This window comes from Marinobacterium ramblicola (assembly GCF_019084545.1).
In the GTDB taxonomy this organism is placed as follows: domain Bacteria; phylum Pseudomonadota; class Gammaproteobacteria; order Pseudomonadales; family Balneatricaceae; genus Marinobacterium_D; species Marinobacterium_D ramblicola.
The window spans coordinates 37,882-60,005 of record NZ_JAHREP010000024.1; the positions used below are offsets into that span (position 1 = coordinate 37,882).

15 protein-coding genes are annotated in these 22,124 nt (G+C 59.9%); 7 read left to right on the forward strand and 8 right to left on the reverse strand.

From position 1 onward, the window contains the following. Positions 1–13: 13 nt before the first annotated feature. Positions 14–1,936, reverse strand: a complete 1,923-nt coding sequence (locus KQ940_RS17245; protein ID WP_217415041.1) for a bifunctional diguanylate cyclase/phosphodiesterase — start codon at positions 1,934–1,936, stop codon at positions 14–16. Positions 1,937–2,064: 128 nt separating this feature from the next. Next, entirely contained in the window at positions 2,065–4,044 is a 1,980-nt protein-coding gene (locus KQ940_RS17250; protein ID WP_217415042.1) for a diguanylate cyclase, read from the reverse strand. A gap of 248 nt (positions 4,045–4,292) precedes the next feature. Here KQ940_RS17250 and KQ940_RS17255 point away from each other — a divergent pair, with 248 nt between their 5' ends. The 4 genes from KQ940_RS17255 (at position 4,293) to KQ940_RS17270 (ending at position 8,946) form a co-directional block, all read left to right on the forward strand. Next, entirely contained in the window at positions 4,293–5,879 is a 1,587-nt protein-coding gene (locus tag KQ940_RS17255) for an ABC-F family ATPase (RefSeq protein ID WP_217415043.1), read from the forward strand. A gap of 16 nt (positions 5,880–5,895) precedes the next feature. Then, a complete protein-coding gene (locus tag KQ940_RS17260) occupies positions 5,896–7,209 on the forward strand; it encodes a DEAD/DEAH box helicase (protein ID WP_217415044.1) in 1,314 nt (437 codons plus the stop codon). Between the two features lie 125 nt (positions 7,210–7,334). Further along, positions 7,335–8,213, forward strand: coding sequence for a TraB/GumN family protein (locus tag KQ940_RS17265; protein ID WP_217415045.1), 879 nt, complete (start codon positions 7,335–7,337; stop codon positions 8,211–8,213). A gap of 76 nt (positions 8,214–8,289) precedes the next feature. Next, entirely contained in the window at positions 8,290–8,946 is a 657-nt protein-coding gene (locus KQ940_RS17270; protein WP_217415047.1) for a DsbA family oxidoreductase, read from the forward strand. A gap of 18 nt (positions 8,947–8,964) precedes the next feature. On the opposite strand, the gene KQ940_RS17275 is transcribed toward KQ940_RS17270, so the two are convergent. The 5 genes from KQ940_RS17275 to KQ940_RS17295 form a co-directional block, all read right to left on the reverse strand. Beyond that, positions 8,965–10,353, reverse strand: a complete 1,389-nt coding sequence (locus KQ940_RS17275; protein ID WP_217415048.1) for an ABC transporter ATP-binding protein — start codon at positions 10,351–10,353, stop codon at positions 8,965–8,967. Beyond that, positions 10,350–11,144 (reverse strand): ABC transporter permease, encoded by a 795-nt coding sequence (locus KQ940_RS17280; protein WP_246590154.1) that lies wholly within the window; start codon positions 11,142–11,144, stop codon positions 10,350–10,352. The genes KQ940_RS17275 and KQ940_RS17280 overlap by 4 nt, the downstream gene beginning before the upstream one ends. Further along, positions 11,141–12,082 (reverse strand): ABC transporter permease, encoded by a 942-nt coding sequence (locus tag KQ940_RS17285; RefSeq protein WP_343222676.1) that lies wholly within the window; start codon positions 12,080–12,082, stop codon positions 11,141–11,143. The genes KQ940_RS17280 and KQ940_RS17285 overlap by 4 nt, the downstream gene beginning before the upstream one ends. Next, positions 12,079–13,608 carry an ABC transporter substrate-binding protein gene (locus tag KQ940_RS17290; protein WP_246590155.1) on the reverse strand — a complete coding sequence of 510 codons (1,530 nt, stop codon included), beginning with the start codon at positions 13,606–13,608 and terminating at the stop codon, positions 12,079–12,081. Before KQ940_RS17290 ends, KQ940_RS17285 begins: the two co-directional genes overlap by 4 nt. 113 nt (positions 13,609–13,721) lie before the next feature. Further along, entirely contained in the window at positions 13,722–14,747 is a 1,026-nt protein-coding gene (locus KQ940_RS17295; protein ID WP_217415050.1) for a GlxA family transcriptional regulator, read from the reverse strand. 110 nt (positions 14,748–14,857) lie between these two features. On the opposite strand from KQ940_RS17295, the gene KQ940_RS17300 reads away from it, so the two are divergent. The 3 genes from KQ940_RS17300 (at position 14,858) to KQ940_RS17310 (ending at position 20,011) form a co-directional block, all read left to right on the forward strand. After that, positions 14,858–15,952: a class I SAM-dependent methyltransferase gene (locus KQ940_RS17300; RefSeq protein ID WP_217415051.1), complete on the forward strand. Its 1,095-nt coding sequence runs from the start codon at positions 14,858–14,860 to the stop codon at positions 15,950–15,952. A 126-nt stretch (positions 15,953–16,078) separates the two neighbouring features. Beyond that, the gene (locus tag KQ940_RS17305; RefSeq protein WP_217415052.1) at positions 16,079–16,687 is read left to right on the forward strand and encodes a hypothetical protein; all 609 of its coding nucleotides are present in this window, start codon (positions 16,079–16,081) and stop codon (positions 16,685–16,687) included. Positions 16,688–16,966: 279 nt separating this feature from the next. Next, complete coding sequence (locus tag KQ940_RS17310) at positions 16,967–20,011, forward strand: sensor domain-containing diguanylate cyclase (RefSeq protein ID WP_217415053.1); 3,045 nt, start codon at positions 16,967–16,969, stop codon at positions 20,009–20,011. A gap of 57 nt (positions 20,012–20,068) precedes the next feature. On the opposite strand, the gene KQ940_RS17315 is transcribed toward KQ940_RS17310, so the two are convergent. Next, the gene (locus KQ940_RS17315) at positions 20,069–21,622 is read right to left on the reverse strand and encodes a methyl-accepting chemotaxis protein (RefSeq protein WP_217415055.1); all 1,554 of its coding nucleotides are present in this window, start codon (positions 21,620–21,622) and stop codon (positions 20,069–20,071) included. Positions 21,623–22,124 lie beyond the last annotated feature (502 nt).

Consider the following 22,124-nt stretch of genomic DNA (forward strand, 5'->3'; position numbering starts at 1 on the left):
GCCGCCGGCAGCATCAGCGGATGTCCAGTCTGTCGGCCGGGGCCGGTCGGCCAACGCCGTAGCCCTGTACGTACTGCACCCCGAACGCCTTCAGCTTTTCCAGCGTTTGTCGGTCTTCCACAAACTCGGCGATCATCGGGATGCCGAGGCCGTGGGCGAAGCTGATCACGGCCGCGACCAGTGCCTGGGCCTTGCTGCTGGAGTGCAGGCGACGCACCAGTTCGCCGTCGATCTTCAGGTAGTCGGCGTCGATCTTCAGCATCTGGTCGAAGTTGGAGTAGCCGCTACCGAAGTCGTCGATGGCGATGCGGATACCGGCCTGCTTGCAGCGCTGAAGAACCTGCAATACTTCATCCTGATAATCGATCGATTCCGATTCGATCACCTCGATAATCACCCGTTCCTCCATGCCGTATTGGGAGACCGAGTGGACCAGGTGGTCCATCGTCTGATGGTCGAGCAGGTCGAATCGGGTCAGGTTGATCGCCAGGCTGGACTGACGATTGGAGAACAGCGCAAAGCTTTGCTCGATGATCGCGGTGGTCAGTTGACGGTAGAGGTGGCTCTTGCGGATCGCCGGCAGGAAGGCATACGGCGTATGGATGGTGCCGTCGGTATCGATCAGCCGCGCCAGCGCTTCGTAGTGGCAGATCTTGCCGGTACGGGTATCGAGAATCGGCTGAAACCAGGGCACCACACGCCCCTGGCGGAAGGCGTCGTTGACCGTATTGAGCCAATGCAGATTCTTTTTGTAACGCTCCTGCGGCCGCATGTCGTCGGTGTACAGCTGCATATCTTTGCCGCTCTTGCGTGCCTGGTCCATCGCTTCGCGCGCATAGTTCAACAGGTCCAGTGCGCGCGGAACCTGCAGGGCGATACCGGCCCGGGCCGTTACGGTAATCTGACGGTTATCTTCGGCCTCTATGGGCTCGAAGATCGAGTCCAGCAGTTGCTGGGTCAGGTGCATGCTGCTTTTGGGCTGGGCGGATTCGAGCAGGACGAAATACTCATCCACCTGCGAGCGGAACAGGCGGGCGCCGGACGGCAGCTGGCGGCTGATGGTATCCGCCACCTGTACCAATAGCCGATTCCCGGTTTCATAGCCAAACAGCGTGTTGATCGCATGAAACTCGTCCAGATTGATCAGTATGCCGCTGAAGGGCCCCGGCTGATCCTGCAGTTCATGCTCCATCAGGGCGACTCGAGGCAAGCCGGTGATCCGGTCGTAGTACAGCTCTCTTTCCAGCTCCTGTTCTCGATCGCGCTGCAAGCGCCGGTACAGCCACAGCAGCGGGTAGAGAGGCAACAGACCTGCGAGCGCGGTAAAGGCGGAGATCTTCAGGCTGTTGATGAACAGCCTGTCGGTGCCATCCACCTTGATATCCGCCGCCATGATGTAGCGGGTGCCGTCCGAGCGCTGCGTGGGTACGAAGGCGGAGCGGAAGCTGCCCCACTCGTTGGTATAAACCGGGGTGAAGATCGGCTCGCCGCTGCTCTTCGCCTCGAACAGCAGATCAGGGGCGGAGCGGTAGGGGTTGTAGAACAGGCTGGGCGTGTGGCGCTCAAGATCCTCTTGGGTTTCATTGCTGGCAATGAAATAGGCTTTGCCGTCGACCACATCCATAGAGTAGACGTACTCCACCCCAGGCAGATCCTCTACCAGACGGTTCAGCGATTCTACGATCAGGCGGTAATGCACTTCACCGGGGGCGTGGCTGCGATCGTAAATATCATGGAAGTAGACGCCGATGATGTGACCGCCGGCACGCGCGGCGGTTAACAGGGTGGAGCGGGTTTGAGCCAGCTGTTCATCGCGGCTGGCGCGAAAACTGAACAGTGTCAGCGCGGATGTGGCGATCAGGTAGAGCACGAAAAGGGTGACGAACAGGCCGCGTTCGCTGGCTAGAAACCGATGCTCATGCTTAGGATCCGACATCCATTGACCTTATTGGAGGGCGGTTATTTTGGTTTGGGGCAGGTACCGGGGCTGCTCGAAGACCTCTGGGTATTCACTGCGCTCCCGCCTATTTAACTGTATGTATATACCTTAGCGCGCCTGGATGGCTAGTCGAGATTCGCCATCTTTTGCAAACCGGGCGGCTCGGAACAGGCCCGGTTACGCCCGCTACTCTTGGCACGGTACATCGCCTGATCCGCCCTTTGCACCATCGTCACCGGGGAATCATCCTCCGCCAAAAAACTACTGACACCCAGGCTTATGGTGAGATATTCCACCGCAGGGAAGCGCTTCATCTGCACCGATTGCCGCAGCTTCTCGGCGCAGGCCAGTGCTGAATCACCCGTGGTACCGGGGCAGATGACCATGAACTCTTCCCCACCCCAACGTCCGGCCAGATCGGTGGCGCGGATCTGGAGTTGCAGTGCCGTTGCCAGCTCTTTCAATACCGTATCGCCGGCCAGGTGTCCATGTTGGTCGTTGATCGACTTGAAGTGATCCACGTCGAGCAGAATGACGGAGAAGGGCGTAGCGTAGCGCTTGGAACGGGCAAACTCCTGCTCCAGCACCTGATCCAGCTTGAGCCGGTTGGCAAGTCCCGTCAGCGGGTCGGTCGCGGACTGAATCTCCAGTCGCTTGCGGTCGGTGATATCCTCGGACACGGCCCGGTAGCCGGTAATCCTGCCGTCAAAATCGCGAATTGGCTCTATATGACTGTGGATCCAGTAGGGGTTGCCCTGTTTGTCGATATTTTTCAGGTCGCCGTCCCAGCTGTTACCGGCACTCAACTGCGCCCATAGTTGAGAGTAAAACTCGGGAGGGCGCTCCGGATGGCGCACGATGTTGTGATTTTTACCCAGCAGCTCCTCTTCTGCATGCCCGGTACGGCGGCAAAACGCCTGGCTGGCCGCGGTTATGTTGCCCTCAAGGTCGGTTTCCGAAATGATCACGTGCTGGTCCACCATCCGCTTCTGCCGGGTCAGCTCGTGGGTGCGTGCTGCGATAATGTTTTTCAGACGGCTGTTGACCAGCAGCACGGCGAGTACCCCGAGTACCAGTACACCGACCAGTACAAACGCAATATTCAGGTAGTGCAGCGACCTGAGCATCTGCTCATCTGGATCCCATATCAGGGATTTCAGTGCCTTGTCGGCATGTTGTTTGTTCAGTTTGCCCAGGGATTGGTAGATCTCGGCGATACGATAAAAGCGACTGGGGCTGGTATAGCCGATCTCGACCAGGCTGGGGGCGATCATTCGGCGGGTCATCTCGGCTTCGTACTCCAGGTGCTCCCTGGAACTCTGGGGATGATAGTTGGCGATCAAGGTGCCGATGGTTTCGTTGGGGTGCTCCAGCGCATATTGCCAGCCCTTGATCGAGGCCTGCATAAATCGCTCGGAGCGTTCAGGAGACTCGTCGAGGGTTTTGTCGGTAGCGAACAGAATATCGCCGTAGAAATCGATACCGTAGTTGTGCGGATTCAGAATGGTGAAGTCGATACCGAGCTCTCGCATACGGAACGGCTGATCGCTGAGGTAGGCGCTCATCGCGTCTACCTTGCCGTCGATGAACGCCTGGCCGCTGAAATCGAGCGGCACATACTCGATATCTTCCGCCCCAATCCCCGCTTCCTGCAGCATCGCCAGCAAGGGGGTGTCATCCAGTCCCTTCTGGTAGGACACCCGCTTACCGCGCAGTTCTCCCAGGTCGACAATGTCGGAAGCGCCGCGGGCGATCAGGACGAGCGGGGAGTGCTGGAAAATCGGCGCCATGACGCGCACCGGTTTCCCGTCTGCACGGTACAACAGCAGTGCGGAATCAGCGACACCGTAATCGGCCTCGCCGTCGATCACCTGCTGGATGTTGTTGCGTTTGGGGTCGCGTTCGATGATCTCGACGTTAAGTCCCACGTCGGCATAGAAGCCCTTCTCCTTCGCCATGTAGTACCCGGCGAACTGAAAGGCGTGGAACCATTTGAGCTGCAGCCGAACGGTCTCCAGCGTGCGATCTGCTGACCTCTCTGCATGGACCAGCCCGCTCAGTAACAGAAAAAGCAGACACAGGCTGTATCTGGTCTTGGTTGGCACATGAACTCCTCGCGTCTGGTTTCGATCCATTGACCCCTCTATCCCGACCTGTGTGCTCTAAGGTAGAGCACAAACCGGTGCGATAGCGCGATTAGGTTTAACGATAGCACCTATCCTCTGATATGAAACTCATCGTTGTGCTTGCGCAGCAAATACAGGCCAGATGTGGCATACTGCGCACTTTGTGAACGGCAGCTCGCGCAGTCGACACTGCCGCATCCTCCACAGTACGAAATCCGGGAACTCTCTTGCTTACCACAGCCAACATCACCATGCAGTTCGGCGCCAAGCCGCTGTTCGAAAACATCTCCGTCAAGTTTGGCGACGGCAACCGTTACGGCCTGATCGGCGCTAACGGCTGCGGCAAATCCACCTTCATGAAGATCCTCGGCGGCGATCTGGAGCCGAGCAGCGGTAACGTCTCCAAGGATCCGAACGAGCGTCTGGGCAAGCTGCGTCAGGACCAGTTTGCCTACGAGGCATTCAGCGTCGTCGACACCGTGATCATGGGCCATGAGGAGCTGTGGGCGATCAAGTCCGAGCGCGATGCGATCTACGCCAAACCCGAAATGACCGAAGCCGACGGCATCCGCGCCGGCGAGCTGGAGGCGGAGTTTGCCGAGATGGACGGCTACACGGCCGAGTCACGCGCCGGCGAACTGCTGATCGGCGTCGGCATCCCGGTGGAGCAGCACTACGGTCCGATGAGCGAGATAGCACCGGGCTGGAAGCTGCGTGTGCTGCTGGCCCAGGCGCTGTTCGCCGACCCCGATATCCTGCTGCTCGACGAGCCGACCAACAACCTGGATATCAACACCATCCGCTGGCTGGAGGGGGTGCTGAACCAGCGCAACTGCACGATGATCATCATCTCGCACGACCGCCACTTCCTGAACAGCGTCTGCACCCATATGGCCGATATCGACTACGGCACGCTGAAGGTCTATCCGGGCAACTACGATGACTACATGACCGCCTCCACCCAGGCGCGCGAGCGGATGGTCGCCGACAACGCCAAGAAGAAGGCACAGATCGCCGACCTGAAATCCTTTGTCAGCCGCTTCTCGGCCAACGCCTCCAAGTCGCGCCAGGCGACCTCGCGGCTGAAGCAGATCGACAAGATCCAGCTTGAGGAGATCAAGCCCTCGAGCCGCCAGAACCCCTTTATCCGCTTCGATCAGGCGAAGAAGCTGCACCGCACCGCGCTGGAAGTGGAGGGGCTGGCCAAACACTTCGACGAGGAGCTGTTTTCCGGCCTCAATCTGCACGTGAACGTTGGCGAGCGAATCGCCATCATCGGCCCCAATGGTATCGGCAAGTCGACACTGCTCAAATGCCTGGTCGGTGATCTGGAGCCCAACGCCGGTACGGTGAAGTGGTCCGAGAACGCCGAGATCGGCTACTACGCCCAGGACCATGCCCACGAGTTCGAGGAGAACAAGAACCTCTTCGACTGGATGGCGCAGTGGGGCCAGGAGGGCGACGACGAGCAGGTGATCCGCGGCACCCTGGGGCGGATGCTGTTCTCGCAGAAGGAGATAGGCAAGTCGGTGAAGGTGATCTCCGGCGGTGAGCAGGGCCGTATGCTGTTCGGCAAGCTGATCCTGCAGAAGCCCAACATCATGCTGCTCGACGAGCCCACCAACCACCTGGATATGGAATCGATCGAATCGCTGAACCTGGCGCTGGAGAACTACCCGGGCACACTGCTGTTCGTCAGCCACGACCGTGAGTTCGTCTCCTCGCTGGCCACGCGCATCATCGAACTGACTCCCACCGGCATCGTCGACTTCCACGGCGATTACGAAGAGTATCTGCGCAGCCAGGCGCAATAAGCGCGGAAACTTGACCATGAGCAGTTTTACCGATCTGAACCTCTGCCCGGAACTCAACGCCACGCTTGAGTCTCTGGGCTATCGCGAGCCGACCCCGATCCAGACCCAGGCGATCCCGCTGGTGCTGGCCGGGCACGACCTGATCGCGCAGGCGCAGACCGGCACCGGCAAGACCGCGGCCTTCGCACTGCCGATGATCGAGATGCTCAGCAAACAGCCGGTCGATCCGGAGTACCACCAGATCCGTGGCCTGGTGTTGGTGCCGACCCGCGAACTGGCGATCCAGGTCGGCGACAATACGCTGGAGTACGGCCGCCTGCTCGGCATGCGTGTCACCTCCATCTTCGGCGGTGTACGCTTCGACAACCAGATCCGCAAGATGAAGCGTGGCGCCGATATCCTCGTTGCCACCCCCGGGCGTCTGCTCGATATGCTGAAGCAGAACAAACTCACGCTTGAGCATCTGCAGATTCTGGTGTTCGACGAAGCGGACCGCATGCTCGACCTGGGCTTCATCAACGAGATCAAGGCGCTGCTGGCGTATATGCCGGCGCAGAAGCAGACCCTGCTGTTCTCCGCCACGCTGGATGAGAGTGTCGAAGCGCTGGCCGATAAGCTACTCGACAATCCGAAGCGGGTCAGCGTTGCCGCCCGCAACGCCAGTGCCGCCACGGTACAGCAGCGCGCCTATGCGGTGGATAACCGCGACAAGGCTGACGTGCTCGCCTACCTGATCAACGGTGCACGCTGGCGGCAGACCCTGGTGTTCACCCGTACCAAGCGCCGTGCCGACGAGCTGACCGCAAGTCTGCAACACGAGGGCATCGATGCTGCTGCGATCCACGGCGACAAGCACCAGCGCGAGCGTATCGCGGTGCTCAACGCCTTTGCCGACGGTGAGATCAATGTCCTCGTCGCCACCGACGTCGCCGCCCGTGGCCTGGATATCGACAACCTGCCGCAGGTGGTCAACTACGACCTGCCCAACCAGCCCCAGGACTACGTCCACCGCATCGGCCGCACCGGCCGCGCCGGACAGAAGGGGCTGGCGGTGTCACTGGTGGCGCCGGAAGAGCGCCGCTTCCTGCAAGCCATTGCCGAACTGATCAACAAACCCTTGCAGCTTCAGCCGGTGCCTGTGGCGGAAAACGGTAAGCTGATCGAGGGTAAGGCGCTGTCGGAGAAGGGCAGTGGCGGCAGGTCGAAACCGAAAGCAAAACCGGGAAATGGATTCAAGCAACCTCAGGCGCGCAAAGCTCAATCCCCGCGTGAACCTCAGGAGAAAGCGCCAGCCAGATCGGCCGGGCGGCGTTCGCTGTTTTCGAAGTAACGGGTATATACCGATCTGACCGGTTGCGGATGTTCAGCCGCGTTCCGTACGCCTGTGCTTCGTTCCAAACGCGACTAGACTTAGATGTCAGGTGTACTTGATTGAGTCAATAAATGGACCGCTATATGACTATTCGGAGCATTATCCTCAGCACCATGCTGGTCAGTTTTAATCTGTTGGCCGGCAGCGCATTCGCTGAATCGTCTGTCTGGAAAGTCAGCAAGGATAACAACTACTTCTATATCGGCGGCACCATTCACCTGCTATCGGAACAGGATCATCCACTCCCCGCTGAGTTTGATCTGGCCTATAACGATGCCGGCAAGATTTTTTTCGAAACGGATCTGGCCGCGACAGAAACGCCGGAGTTTCAGTCGAAGTTCATCGCCGCAATGACCTATAGCGACGACCGTACCCTGGAGGGCGAGCTTGAGCCGGCGATCTATCGAAAGCTTGAGAATTTTATGACTTCACGTCAGATGCCTATCGCTCAGTTTTCGAAATTTCAGCCCTGGGGCGTGTCGCTGATGATCGTTATTTTGGAGTACCAGCGACTGGGGATGATGCCGAACTATGGTGTCGATGCGTACTTCAACGGTCGCGCGCTGTCCGATCACAAAAGGATTATGGGGCTGGAAACAGCGGATGAGCAGCTCAACTTTCTTAAATCGATGGCCGGGATGGACCCGAATGCCGGTATCGAATACACCCTGCGGGATCTGAAGCGGCTGCCCGAGTCTATGGCGGCGATGAAGGAAAGCTGGCGTAGCGGTGATCTTGATGCACTGGCGGAAAGTGCTTTCATGCTTCAGATGCAGGAGGAGTTTCCGCAGATCTACAACACCATCGTGACAAACAGGAACAACGCCTGGATGGCACAGCTGGTCAGGCTGACCGAGGATAGCGCAAAAGAGTTTGTCCTGGTGGGTGCGATGCATCTGTACGGCAAAGAGGGGATATTAAATCAACTTGCACTACAGGGTTTTACCGTAGAGCAGCTTTAAGCATCCGTGCCGCCATCCATCATCAACCTTTGGCGCGTCTGCCTGCAGCGGACAGCCAACGACTGCAGAGAGTCCCATGACCCAATCATTAAAAATCGATTTCGTCTCCGATGTGGTCTGCCCCTGGTGCGCCATAGGTCTGCATGCACTGCTGCAGGCGTTGCGGCAGTTGGAGGGTGAGGTCAGCGCGACGATCCGCTTCCATCCTTTCGAGCTGACGCCGGAGATGCCGGCGGAGGGGGAGTTGGTGATCCCCTACCTGTGCAGAAAGTACGGCATGGACGAGAGCCAAGTGGCGCGCAATCAGGCCTATATCACCGAGCGTGGCGCCGAACTGGGGTTTCGCTTTGACTTCCGTACTGACAGCAAGAAGTGGAACACCTTCGACGCTCATCGCCTGCTGCACTGGGCGGCGGAGCAGGGGGCGGATAAGCAACTGGCGTTAAAGCTCGGTTTGCTGGAGGCCTATTTCTCGCACAACGAGAACCCGGGCGATCGCGCTCTGCTCTGCCGGTTGGCAGAGCAGGCGGGCCTGGACGCAACCGCAGCGGGTGAGGTGTATGACTCCGGCCGTTACACCGACGAGGTATTGAGCGAGGAGCAACTCTGGGTGCGCCAGGGCGTCAGTTCGGTACCGACGATCCTGTTCAACGAGCGGTACGCAGTCAGCGGTGGCCAGCCGGTGACGACCTTTATCGGCGTGATCCGCGAGGTGATCGCCAAATCATCCTGAACCGGCCGGTTTTAGCGTTTACCTCCCGCCCAGCTGTATGACCCGGTCGCAACGTTTGGCGATCAGGTGTGGATCATGGCTCACCAGCATCACGGCACAGTCTGTTTCGCGGGCGATCTCGACCAGCAGTTGGCTGACCGATTGTGCGGTGATCGGATCGAGCCGCGAGGTGGGCTCATCGGCAAACAGGAATACCGGATCGAGCAGCAGTGCCCGCAGCAGGCAGAAACGCTGGAGCTCTCCGCCGGATACGCTCTCGGCACGGCGTTCGAGCAGTGTCGAGGCGAGTCCCAGGCGGGCCATCAATGGCGCGATGCGGCGGCGCTCTATCTTGTGCCGTTTGACCAAATCCTCCAGCAGCGTACCGAGCGTGGCCGCATGGGATACCGCTGCCGTCGGGTCCTGGTACAGCTTCTGCCAGCGGTGAGGCGCGGTGCTAACGTGGCGCTTCAGTCGACCGGTATGGGGTTTTTCCAGGCACAGCAGGGTGTCGCCGAGCGTGCTTTTGCCGCAGCCGCTGTCACCCACGACGCCGAGGACCTCACCCCGACGGATCCGTAGCGAGAGGTTGTTGGCCAGCATCTGGCTACCCCGTCCGATGGTGAGCGCCTCGGTTTCGAGCAGAATCGCCCCGCCCGGCGACGACTCGGCGTTGCGCTCTGGCCAGCTTGCGGGATCGGCCGCGATCAGTTCGCGCGTATAGGGATGGCTGGGTGCATTCAGCACGGTATCACTGAGCCCCGACTCAACGAGCTTTCCCTCCTTGACCACCATGACCCGCCCCCCGATTTGACGGGCAACCGCCACATCATGGGTGATGCAGAGCAGCGCACCGTTTTCGGCCTGGGCGATCAGTTGCTGCACCACCTGGTCGCGACGGTTAACGTCAAGCCCCTTGGTTGGCTCATCCGCCAGTAGCAGGGGGGCTCCCCCGGCCATGGCGCAGGCGATGGCCACCCGTTGCGCCATGCCGCCGGAGAGCTGATCGACCCTTTTATGGCCGCTGGAGGAGAGCCCTTGGAGTGCGAGGGTGTAATCGGCGCTCTGTCGGGCGGCTTCGGCTTCGTCGCCTCTGACCCGATGGTAAGTTTCCGCCAGCTGGTTGCGCGCCGACATGAGCGGGTTCAGGGCGTTCCACGGCTCCTGCGGCAACATGCTCAGGCGGCGCCCCCAGAGCTTGCGCCGCGACGCCCGTGTGGCTTTGGCGCCGAACAGTGCAAGCTCGCCACCGCTGCTCAAGCCGTCCGGCAGGTTGCCCATGATCGCCTGCGCCAACAGGCTCTTTCCGGAGCCGGTCTGACCCAGGATGCAGAGCCGTTCGCCCACATCGAGGCTGAAGCTGATCGGTTCCAGCAGACCGGTGTCCGCGGTTGAAACCGACAGATTGGTGACCTTGAGCAGACTCATCGTGCGGTTCTCCCGGCCAGTAGATGACAGCTGAGCACCAGCAGTGCCAGTGCGATTAAGGGTTGCGCCAGCAGCCAGGGAGCATCGGCGTAATAGGGAAAGTGTTCGACGATCATCAGCCCCAGCTCGGCCAGCGGCGGTTGGATACCCACATAGACGAAGCCGAGTGATGCCATCATCAGGATGGCGTTGGCGGCGCCGAACGCGGCGATGGTGGTCAGCTGCGGCGCGATTGCCGGCCAGTAGTGGCGACGAACCAGGTAGAGGGCGCCAAAGCCCATCAGCCGCGATGACTGTACGGCGGGTGAGCGGGCGACCTGGCGGGTGATGGCGCGGGTAACGCGAAAATACTCGATCCACTGCACCAGAGAGATCGCGACATAGAGCATCCAGAACGATCCGGGCAGGATGGCGGCGAAGATCAGCACCAGTACCAGTCCCGGCAGCGCCAGGATGACCGTGGTCATGCCATCCAGCACGCGATCGGCCCAGGCGGGGCCGGTCGCCGCGAGAATGCCGAGGGTGACCCCGATCAGCGCGGATGTCAGCACGCAGAGCGCAGCCATCAACAGGGAGAGCTGAAGCGCATCGGCGAGCCGGACCCACATGTCGCGGCCGAAATGGTCGGTGCCCAGCCAGCGGGTACTGTCCGGAAGCCGCAATATGCTGGAGAGATCCTGGGTGGCCGAGTCCTGGCTACTCAGGATCGGTGCTGCAAACGCGTAGAGGCAGAGGGTAAGCAGGATCAGCGCACCCCAGAACCTTGTTGAAGTGAAATCTATGCCCTTCATGCCGGATCTCCTGCGCGCGGGTCGAGAGCATGGCAGGCCAGATCGACCAGGGTATTGAGCACGACGAAAAGCACCCCCATCGTCAACGCGGCGCCCTGTATCAACGGGATATCGCGGGCAAAGATGGCGTGCGCGAGGCCGTGGCCGATACCGGGCCAGGAGAACAGCGATTCGATCATCACCACCCCTTCGATAACGGTGATCAGCTGGACACCGAAAAATGCCACCACCGGTACCGAGATGTTGCGCACGCCGTGACGCAGGAACGCCTGCCAGGGTGAGAGCCCCTTGATCTGGGCGAATTCGAAAAACGGGGCGCTGAACACGCGCTGTGCCTCGGTGTGAACCACCCGGTTGGAGATCGCCGCCAGACTCAACGCCAGGGTCAGCGCCGGCAGCACCAGATGCGCGGCAGAGCCGAACCCGGCCACCGGCAGCCAGGCGAGTTCGAGCGCGAACAGCACCACGGCGAGCAATCCGATCACGAAAACGGGCAGTGCATGCATCGCCGTGGATAGGGTTAGCGTCAGCCGATTCAACCAGCCGCCCCAGTAGGCACTCGCCAGGCCAAGCGGGATGGCGATCAGCGCGGCGATCAACATGCCGGTCAGGGCCAGCAGCAGCGAGTGTCCGAGCATGTGCCAGAGGGTATCGACAACCGGTAGGCCGCTGACCAGAGAGTTACCCAGGTTCCACTGCATCAGATCGCCCAGCCACTGCCAGTAGGCGCTCCAGCCGCTCTGGTCGAGCCCCAGCTCCTCGCGCACCATCGCTGCCGCGTTGGAGTCCACGCCATCTATACCGTAGCGACTGGCGGCGATGCGATAGGCCATATCCCCCGGTAACGCCCGCATCAGGATGTAGGTCAGGGTGCCGACGCCCCAAGCGACGGCAAGCAGCTGTAACAGACGTTTTATCAGCAGGTCGCGCAACATCATCTCCAGCTCAGCTCGTTCAGGAAGTAGGAGCGCTCATACGGATCGAAGCGGAAGCCTGTAAGCCGGCTGTTAACGGAGGTCTGCTGCACGTAGTAGGCGATCGGGATCAGCGGACGTTCGGTGTAGATCGCTTCGGCGATCCGTTGTGCCTGCCGGCGGTATAGACCGGGGTCGTTCTCGGCGACAAGTCGGGTCAGATCGCTCCTTACCTGAGCATTGGCCCAGTCCATGCTGCCCCAGTCACCGCCGCGCTCGCTGCCGAAGTCCTTGATCAGCACGCCCAGAGGGTCGGCGATTACACCGTAGTTACGGGCGATCAGGGCGACTTCGAGCGAACCGTCGCTGTGACCGGCCGGGATGGCGCTGGAGTTGGTGATGCTGACGTTGAGCTTGACCCCCAACTGCTTCCATTGATCCTGAATTGCGGTGGCGACGCTGGTCAGTTCGGGGCGGTCGGCATAGGTGATCAGATTCAGCTCGAACGTTTTGCCATCCCGTTCCAGCCATCTCTCGCTGTTTTTCCGCCAGCCCAGTTCGGCGAGCAGTTCGGTAGCCCTGTCCGGTGAGAATTGTGCTTTCCGGTTCGGCAGATGCCAGTCGGACATGTAGCTCGGCAACAGCTGGTCGCTGGCCGCTTCCGGGGCATGCAGAATGGCGGTGGCGATACCCGTGCGGTTGATCGCCAGGCTCAACGCTTCCCGGGCGCGGGCGTCGGCGAGGTAGGGATGCCCGGCGTTGAGTTTCAGCGCCAGCGAGCGGGGCAGATCCGAACGCACGATATCGAGGTTGGGCAGGCGCTTGAGCATCGGCACCGAGGCGGGATCGAGACCGAACACGATATCGGCCTGTCCGCTGCGGGCTTGCAGCACCCGCGCTTCGGCGCGGTGTCCGGTCAGGTAGCTGGCATACTCAATACCTGCGGTTCGGCCCCAGTAGGCGTCGAACCGTTCTACTACCAGCTTGTGCGGCACGGTGATCTCGTGAACCGCGAAGGGTCCGGTGCCGATCAGGGCCGTTACCTGCTGATTCGCGTCGTAGGCTGAGGGTGCGAGCAGTGCGGTGGAGTAGTGTGCCAGTACAGCCCCCAGCGGGCGGTAGGGTTCAGACAACTCGATACGCAGGGTGCGGGCGTCAGTGGCGACAATCGCGCTGATCGGTACCCCCTGCAGTGCGCTGGGCTTGGCGGCTGCGCGGTTGAGTTCAGCCGCCGCGATCTGCGCGTTGAGCGGTGTGCCGTCGTGAAACAGCACGCCCTCGCGCAGGGTCAGCTGCCAGGCTTTGCCGCCATCTTCGACGCTCCAGGCCTCTGCCAGTCCGGGCAGCAGAGCACCGCGGTCATCGACGTTGAGCAGTGTTTCCAGTATCTGCATGCGGGTATAGACGTAGCCGCTACTGCTGGGATCCAGACTGGAGAACTCGAACGCGGCCTGGATCTTGACGGTGTTTTGCGGCGTGGGTTCGGCATGAGCCGTGCCTGCAAGTGCCAGCACAGCGACCACTCCGGCCGACAGCAAGGGTTTCAACATCATCAACCACCTTATTGCTAATCCAATTAAAGGTGGTAAATGTTATGTTATAAAGTAACATTTAATCAATAATAGGCACTCAGGAATCGAACGCTGGCGGGGGGATGCGTGATTCAGCTCGACCGAATTGTGCGGAAACGTAGCCGGTAGCGTGCCGGGGTGACACCGGTCATGCGTTTGAACAGGCGACGGAACGAGGCCGGGTCCTCATAACCCACCTCGACACCGATATGGTCGGTGGCCATGTCGGTGGACTCCAGCAGCTGCTTCGCCTCCTCGATGCGCAGCGTCTGAATGTATTCGATCGGGGTATATCCGGTGGCGGCAGTGAAACGGCGCTTGAAGGTGCGCTCGGCAAGTCCCGAGTAGGCGACCATCCGGGCCACCGGGTTTGCCAGCTCGTAGTGGTTGGCGATCCACGCCTGGCAGCGGTCGATGACCGCATCGCTGTGATGGCGTGGTCGGGTCATGGTGGCAAAGGGCAGTTGGCCGTCACTGCGGTCGCCGAGCAAAAACACTTTGGAGGTACGGGTCGCCTCCTCCGCTCCGCAATAGTGGGCAATCAGATAGAGCGCCAGTTCGACCCAGGAGGACGCCCCACCGGCGGTAATGACCCGATGCTCGATGCCGGTCAACGCCAGGACCTTCTCAGGCGTCAGTTTCACCCCGGGATAGAACTGCTCGAACAGAGCCGTGATGCTCCAGTGTGTGGTGGCCTCAAGACCGTCCAGCAGGCCCGCTTCCGCCAGCAGCAGACCGCCTGTGCATACCGATGCGACCAGTGCGCCCTGGTCGTACTGGCGGCGTATCCAGCCCGTGGCCTTGGGCCAGCGTCCTCGCGGATCGGTCTCCGCTTCCAGCAGCAGGTCGGTAGCGATGATCAGATCGTAGCGATCGGGGGAGTCGAAGGTCGCATCGGCGCGCACCGGCGTACCCATGGCGCACTGGAACAGATCGCGGGTGTGGGCTACGAGTTGCGGCTGCATACGCACCTGTCCGGCCGGTTTGCCGGTCATCGCTTCCCAGGCGCCCCCTACGGTAGCGAATATCTCCTGCAGGCTGTAGAGCACCGCGGGGGCGGTATCGGGCAGTACGATCAGGGCAACCTGGACGGTGGCGCTGGTGGATCTCTGATTCATGATCCAATGATGGCACAAATGCCACCTTTTCGTCTTTTTTCCCGCTCGAGCGGCTTGCCCGCTGAGCGTACTGTTCATTCCGTACCCACTCAATAAGACAGGAAAAACGAATGAACAGTGTAGTGTCTACCTCGGCAACCGCCGTGTTTGATGAACAGCGTGCCAACGAGTTTGCCGAACGCATCGCCGGAACCCTGGATGCCGGTGCGGTCGCCGTGATGCTGTCGATCGGGCATCGTACCGGCTTGCTCGATCGCATGGCCGGCATGCCGCCCGCGACCAGTGCCGAGATCGCCGATGCCTGCGATCTGAACGAGCGTTATGTACGCGAGTGGCTTGCTTCGATGGTAACCGGAGGGATCGTCGAATACCGGCCGCAGGGGAAAGCCTATCAGCTGCCGGCGGAGCATGCAGCCAGTATCACGCGTCAGGGCTCCCTGGGTAACCTGGCGGTGTATAGCCAGCATATCGCACTGCTCGGTGCGGTGCAGGATCAGATCCTGGCCCGTTTCGAGAGCGGCGAAGGTACCCGGTACGGTGACTACCCCTGTTTCCACGAGATCATGGCCGAAGACAGTGGCATGACAGTGCTGAGCCAGCTGTTCGACACACTGCTGCCCCTGGTGGAGGGGCTCGGTGAGCGTCTGGAGCAGGGCATCGACGTACTGGATGCCGGCTGTGGTCGAGGGCGTGCACTGACCGCCATGGCGCGGCGGTACCCTCGCAGCCGGTTCGTCGGCTACGATCTGTGTGCTGAGGCAATCGAGTATGCCAACCGGGTGGTTGAGCGTGAGGGGCTGGATAATATCCGGTTCGAGGTGCGCGATCTGACCGACTTCGACGATCGCGACTGCTTTGACCTGATCACCTCGTTTGATGCCGTGCATGACCAGAAAGACCCGGGCACGTTGATCGGTTCTTACTTCAGGGCGTTACGCCCGGGCGGCCACTACCTGATGCAGGATATCGGCGGCTCGGCCTACCTGGAGAACAACCTGGAGTTCCCGTTGGCGTCGATGCTCTATGCGGTCTCCTGTTGCCACTGCATGCCGATCTCGCTGGGGCAGGGCGGCAAGGGACTGGGCACCATGTGGGGCTGGGAGACCGCCGAGGCGATGCTGATAGACGCCGGTTTCAACTCGGTCGAGCGCAACACCCTGCCGCACGATCCCACCAATGTGTGGTTCGTGTCCACCAAGGAGTAACATGAGCGTAAGGTGCCGTGCAGTGCTACCCCAGCTGCGCGGTACCGTTCAGATCACATGAGCCCACAGGATATGGCGCCATATTCCGTGCGGGGGCGTTGATTCAGGGGTGGCGAGGAGGCGGTGATGCCGGCAGATGAGCAGTTAGTATGGATACTGCTACCGCTGTTTGCGACGGTGGGGCTTTACCTGATCTGGTATGCACGGCGGCGCCGAAGAATGATGGCGCGCTTTGCGCGCGAGAAGGGGCTGTCGATACGGCGGGACTATCGTAAACCGCTGCAGCGTTGCCTTGATAACGCTTTTGCGCTGCCGCAGACGGAGGCGACACGCAGCTTTGGTCAGCTGGCCGCTATCGTGGATGCTGAAAAAGCCTGGCTGTTTCTGGCGGTGGAGCTGCTGGATCTGAGCCGCTACGGGCAGGCACAGTCGACGCACTTTCCCCGCCTGGCGGCCCTGTTCAAGGTTCGGCCTGAACTGGAAGGTTTTTTCCTGATCGACACCTTAGGCCGGGTGGAGGATCTTGTGCCGGAGATCCCGCCAGCCAAGCCCGGTGTGGTCACCGCGGCGCATGAGGCGATGAAAGCGCATGGCGCGGGACATACGCTCAGTGTCACCCTGTCCAACGGTTATGGCCTGATCTATTTCGAGCCCAGGATTACCGGTGCTGGGGACAGGGCGGATCTGGAGTCGCTGTATGGCATCGCCATTGAACTGAATAAACGCCTTTTTTAACCCCGGCAGAGGGGCAGGAACCGCGTTGAGTTTTATCTGAATCAAGCTTTTCGCTCCGGAGCCAATAATCTACTAATGAACTATGAACAAACGGCCGCCGTTGATGGATAATCGTCCCTGTCGGATCGGTTAGGTTTGGTCGTAGTTGGTATGGCCGGCATCCGGCGTTAGCGGTTTCCCTGCTTTTCATGTTGTACGGCAAAGGACGATGCCGGTGTGGGAGTTGCCTATGGCCGCGTTGTTTAAAAGGCACAATAACTAGAAGGTTCGGTCGTCCGGATGAACTATCCCCTCCCTGACGCTGCGTGGTTTTGTCTACGCTTTTCGCTGCTGTTGATCGCCTACTACGTGACGGGCCTTATCGGGCTCTCAATCCCTTTCGTAGAAACCCATATCACCCTGATCTGGGCGCCCAGTGGCATCGCGCTGGCGGCCCTGTTGTGCTGGGGACTCAGGTTTGCACCTGCGGTCTGGCTCGCCGCGTTCGCGGTGAACCTGTCGGTGGACAGCTCCGTGCCATTGGCCTTTGGCATCGCCTGTGGCAATACGCTGGGACCCGCGGTGGCCGCCTGGCTGCTCGGGCGCATGGGGTTCGACCCCGTGATGGGGCGAAGGCGTGATCTGACGCTCTATCTTGTGCTGGGCGTCGCCCTCGGCATGTTGCTGACCTCAAGCAACGGTGTATTTCAGCTCTGGTTGGCCGATGTTGTGACGGGTCAACAGGTCGCGGCAGCCTGGGCTACCTGGTGGCTCGGTGATGCCATGGGGGTGCTGGTGTGCGGTATACCTCTGCTGACGGTCAGGCCCGCTCAGGTAAGCGATCTGCTGTCCGGTAGCCGAGGACTGGAGTTGGTAACGGGCGTGGTGCTGGCTTTGATCGCCGGTGCCCTCATCTTCCTGGTCGATGCGGGGAGAGAGTCGCTGTTTCTGCCGATCCTCTACCTGCCGTTTTTCCTGCTCTCCTGGCTGGCGATTCGCGGCGGTGTCGGGGTGGCGTCCAGTGCCGCATTACTGCTCTCTATCGAGGCGGTTTGGGCGACTGCCAACGGGGTCGGGCCATTCCTGTCCGATAACGTGCACCTCAGTCTGGCGATGCTTTGGGGCTACATGGCCACGGCGACGATTATCACGGTGTTGATTACGGTGCTGGTGGGGGAGCTGCGCGTCAGTGAGCGGCGGCTGACGCTGGCGTCCGTGGGGGCCGAGTTGGGGATGTGGGAGTGGCACCTGCCAACCGATACGCTGTCTTTTGCGCGTCATGCTTTGCAGCTGGAGGGGCTAGGGCCGATGAGCTCCGGGCGAGCACTCAAGGCGGTTATGCATCCCGCGGATGTCGAGGGGTTCGAGCGGGAGTATGAGAAGCATCTCGGTGGATCGAGCGAGCTGTTCGAGGCCGAGTGCCGGATCGATAATGGTCGCCATGCCTGGGTCTGGGTCTTGATCCGCGGCCAGGTGGTGGAGTGCGACAGCCAGGGTACTCCAGTCAAGATGGCCGGCACCCTGATCGATAACTCCGAGCGCAAGCGCGCGGAAGAGGCGCTGCTGCAAAGCCAGATTCAGCTGCGCCAAAGCGAAGAGCGCTACCGGCTGCTGTTAAGTAATTCACCCGTGGGCATCCTGCATTTCGATCGTAATCTGGCGGTGACCTACGTCAACCAGCGTTTCGCCGAGATCATGCAGGTGCCGCACGACTATATGATCGGGCTCGATTGTCATCGGCTGAATGATAAGCGGATTTTGCCTGCACTGCAGTCCGCAGTGGGTGGCGAGCGGTCGAACTACGAGGGGCGCTATGTTACCTCCTATGCCGGTGTTGAACTCTGGGTCTCCATGGCCTGTGCACCGGTGACCAGCGAATCCGGCGATATCCTCGGTGGCATTGCGATGATCGAAGACATCACCGCGCGCAAGCGAATCGAGGCGGACGAGCTGCGTCAGCGCGAGGGGCTGGCAGCACTGAATGAGGTCGCGGCGCTGTCCCACCTGCCGCTGAAGGAGCAACTGCGCAAGGCGCTGCAGATCGGCAACCGCCATTTCGGGCTGAGTTTCGGCATCGTCAGCGAGGTTCAGAACGAGGTTTACAGGGTCATGGTGCAGGTGTCGCCTGCCGATACTCTGGTGGATGGTCAATGCTTTCAGCTCGGCGACACCTACTGCGACATTACGCTGGAGTCGGAGGATGTGGTGGCGGTCTCGACGATGGCCGATTCCGTCCACCGTCACCACCCCTGCTATACCCTGTTCCAGCTGGAGGCCTATATCGGCGCACCGATACGGGTAGCCGGGCAGGTATACGGGACGGTTAACTTCTCCGCTCCAGAGCGTTACGCGCGAGAGTTTGACGGAGGGGACCGGGAGTTCATGCGCCTGCTGGCGCGCTGGATCGGTTCGGCCATCGAGCATGACCAGCGGCGCTATGCGCTGGTGGCAAGCGAAGAGCGGTTGAAAACGATCATCGAGAACGAGCCGGAGTGTGTCAAGGTGATCGCCGGTGACGGCGAAGTGCTGCAGATGAACCGGGCGGGCCTGAACATGCTCGAAGTTGCTGGGCTGGACGAGGTGAACCGGGTTGGTGTGACCTCTTTCGTCGTGCCCGAGTACCGAGAGGCGTTCGAGGATCTCAATCTGCGCGTGCTGGCCGGCGAAACCGGATCGCTCGAGTTTCGCTTGACCGGCAAGCGTGGCCATACCCGTTGGCTCGATACCCATGCCGCACCGTTGCGTGACGCCGATGGCAAGGTCACGGCTGTGCTTTCGGTCACCCGCGACATCTCTCTACTCAAGGAGCACCAGCAGCGGCTGGAGTATCTGGCCCATTATGACGGTCTGACCGGCCTGCCTAACCGGACCTTGCTTGGAGACCGCATGATGCAGGCGGTGGCGCGTGCACGGCGCAAAGGTTCGGAGTTTGCCCTCTGCTATCTGGACCTTGACGGTTTCAAAGAGGTGAATGATGCAAAGGGTCATAACACCGGCGATCAGGTGCTGAAGAGCATCTCCAGCCGGTTGTTATCGGTATTGCGCGAAACCGATACCGTGGCGCGCCTTGGCGGCGATGAGTTTGTACTGCTGCTGAGCGATATTCGAAATCGGCAGGAGTGCGAGATCACCATCGAACGGATATTGGCCGAAATCTCTCAGCCTGTTCTGATCCAGGGACACCCCTGCCTGGTGTCAGGCAGTATCGGCATCACCCTCTACCCCGAGGATGACAACGATCCCGATACCCTGCTGCGCCATGCCGATCAGGCGATGTACGCGGCGAAGCAGGGGGGTAAAAACCGCTACAGTTTCTACCTCCCGACGGCTGTTACCGAGGCGTAGGGTTGCACCTGTCGGGCGGCAAACCATGTCTCATGTGGAGTGATCGGATAGGCGGGATCAGCGGTGGAATCCCGCTACCAGTTCTCGCATGCTGGAGGCAACTATTTCCAGCGCGCTCATACGTGTGGACGACTCTTCGGTCTTGACACGACAGTCCGCCGAAATGGTGGCTATATTGTCGATCCGGGAGCCGATGTTGTCGGACGCCTGAGCCTGCTCTTCGATTGCGCAGGCCATCTGTGTCGACATCTCGGCAATTACCGCCATCGCGTCGGAGATGCCGTTAAGCATCTGCTCCATTTCAACGACGTCGGCCAAGCCTCGGACCGACTCCTGCTGCCCCTTGTGCGCGACATCGACCGAGTGCGTCACGCCGGCTTGTACCCGCAGCAGCAGATCGTGGATTCTGCGGGTCGACTCTTGGGTGCTTTGCGCCAGTTGGCGCACCTCGTCGGCGACGACGGCAAAGCCGCGGCCATGTTCGCCGGCGCGCGCGGCTTCGATTGCGGCGTTGAGTGCCAACAGGCTGGTCTGGTCTGCGATCTGTTCGATGATCAGTGCGGCATCGGAGATCTGATCCGTCTCCGCGGCGAGACTGGAAACCGAGTCCACGATGGACTGAACTGTCTCTCTTAACTGATCGATCGAGTGGCGGGCAGTTTGGCCAAGCGCGCGCCCGCTCTGTGTAACCTGGTTGGTCTCCTCCGCTTGCTGAGCACTGGTCTGCACGTGTTCGGCTACCTGGTTGATGCTGGCCGCCATCTCGTGTACGGCAGCGGCTACATGCTCCGTCTCCTCCAACTGGTGCTCTATGCCACGATAGAACGATTGCGCCAGCGCATACGCTTCGCTCGACTCGCGCGCCACATTGGCGGCGGCATCTGCGATGCGCGTCAATACGGTATCGAGATGGGCAAGTTCACTCAAAACCCCTACTTTCACCTGGCCCAGCGCGCCAAGGCTATCAGTATAGGTCGCCACCGCTACGGGATGACAAAAGGGAGCGGGCATCAGTTCCAGTACGCTACGCAGCTCGCGTTTATAACGATGCGATTGTAGCACCATGGCGCTCAGACAACCGATGCTCAGTACACCCAGGGCGGTATAGGGATTCAGCTTCGCGGCAGTCAGTCCGGCCAGGATAAGGGTGGCGGTCAGAACGCCCCAATGCAGGCTGGGGCGCGGGATCGGTCGTCGATGTTTGCCTGTATTCATCCGGGAGTACACGCGTTCGGCGCGCGCGACATCCTCACGCTTAGGACAGACTCGCACCGACTCGAATCCGACGGTCCTGCCGTTTTCGGTGATCGGTGTGACATAGGCGTTCACCCAGTAGAAGTCGCCGTTCTTGCACCGGTTCTTGACCAGCCCCATCCATGGCTTGCCGGCCTTGAGATGATTCCACAGTACGTCAAAGGCCGCCGCAGGCATGTCGGGATGACGGACGATGTTATGGGGCTGGCCTATCAGCTCCTCTTTCGAATAGCCGCTGATATCGATAAAGGCTTGATTGCAGTATGTAATTAGACCCTTGGTGTCGGTTGTCGAAATCAGCTTTTGTTCTTCTGTGAAGGTACGCTCTTTTTTTGTGACAGGCTTGTTTATACGCATAGAAAATTCAATCACCCTTTAAAAGTATTCTGATCAATAAAATTGTTCTTATGGTGTGATCGCTTGGCCAGGATACTGATTTTTATATAGAACGACTGTTTGAACGAGAGGTATCTGTATTGGCGTTTGCCATTTTTTTGTCGTTTAAAACTGACTTTATAGATACATCATTACAATTATTATTTGTTGTCTGGCGTAAATATAACATGCATGAACGAATGTACATATCCAATAACCATGTATTTCTAGTTTTTACCGACTGTCTGCTTGCCTGTTCACTATCTTGAACCCTGGTGTATCTTGAAAATTTTGATGATTACTCGGTATTTTCCTAATTGTGTGTAGGGATATTCCTATAGTCGATTAGGGGTGTTTGCTTTTTCAGTTCAACTTATCAGCATTGCTTGTATGTCCTTGAGCATGGCTCTGGTCCTGCTAAGACAATATATGCGACAGAGATCGATTATCAGGGCCAGACATTTCATGCACAGAAACTTGAAAG

Bases quoted from the DNA above. Each gene is read 5' to 3' on its own strand.
- KQ940_RS17305 (WP_217415052.1), top strand. From the start codon at position 16,079: ATGCCGGCAGATGAGCAGTTAGTATGGATACTGCTACCGCTGTTTGCG.
- KQ940_RS17275 (WP_217415048.1), bottom strand. From the start codon at position 10,353: ATGAGTCTGCTCAAGGTCACCAATCTGTCGGTTTCAACCGCGGACACC.
- KQ940_RS17310 (WP_217415053.1), top strand. From the start codon at position 16,967: ATGAACTATCCCCTCCCTGACGCTGCGTGGTTTTGTCTACGCTTTTCG.
- KQ940_RS17285 (WP_343222676.1), bottom strand. From the start codon at position 12,082: ATGATGTTGCGCGACCTGCTGATAAAACGTCTGTTACAGCTGCTTGCC.
- KQ940_RS17280 (WP_246590154.1), bottom strand. From the start codon at position 11,144: ATGAAGGGCATAGATTTCACTTCAACAAGGTTCTGGGGTGCGCTGATC.
- KQ940_RS17315 (WP_217415055.1), bottom strand. From the start codon at position 21,622: ATGCGTATAAACAAGCCTGTCACAAAAAAAGAGCGTACCTTCACAGAA.
- KQ940_RS17260 (WP_217415044.1), top strand. From the start codon at position 5,896: ATGAGCAGTTTTACCGATCTGAACCTCTGCCCGGAACTCAACGCCACG.
- KQ940_RS17265 (WP_217415045.1), top strand. From the start codon at position 7,335: ATGACTATTCGGAGCATTATCCTCAGCACCATGCTGGTCAGTTTTAAT.
- KQ940_RS17245 (WP_217415041.1), bottom strand. From the start codon at position 1,936: ATGTCGGATCCTAAGCATGAGCATCGGTTTCTAGCCAGCGAACGCGGC.
- KQ940_RS17270 (WP_217415047.1), top strand. From the start codon at position 8,290: ATGACCCAATCATTAAAAATCGATTTCGTCTCCGATGTGGTCTGCCCC.
- KQ940_RS17290 (WP_246590155.1), bottom strand. From the start codon at position 13,608: ATGTTGAAACCCTTGCTGTCGGCCGGAGTGGTCGCTGTGCTGGCACTT.
- KQ940_RS17300 (WP_217415051.1), top strand. From the start codon at position 14,858: ATGAACAGTGTAGTGTCTACCTCGGCAACCGCCGTGTTTGATGAACAG.
- KQ940_RS17295 (WP_217415050.1), bottom strand. From the start codon at position 14,747: ATGAATCAGAGATCCACCAGCGCCACCGTCCAGGTTGCCCTGATCGTA.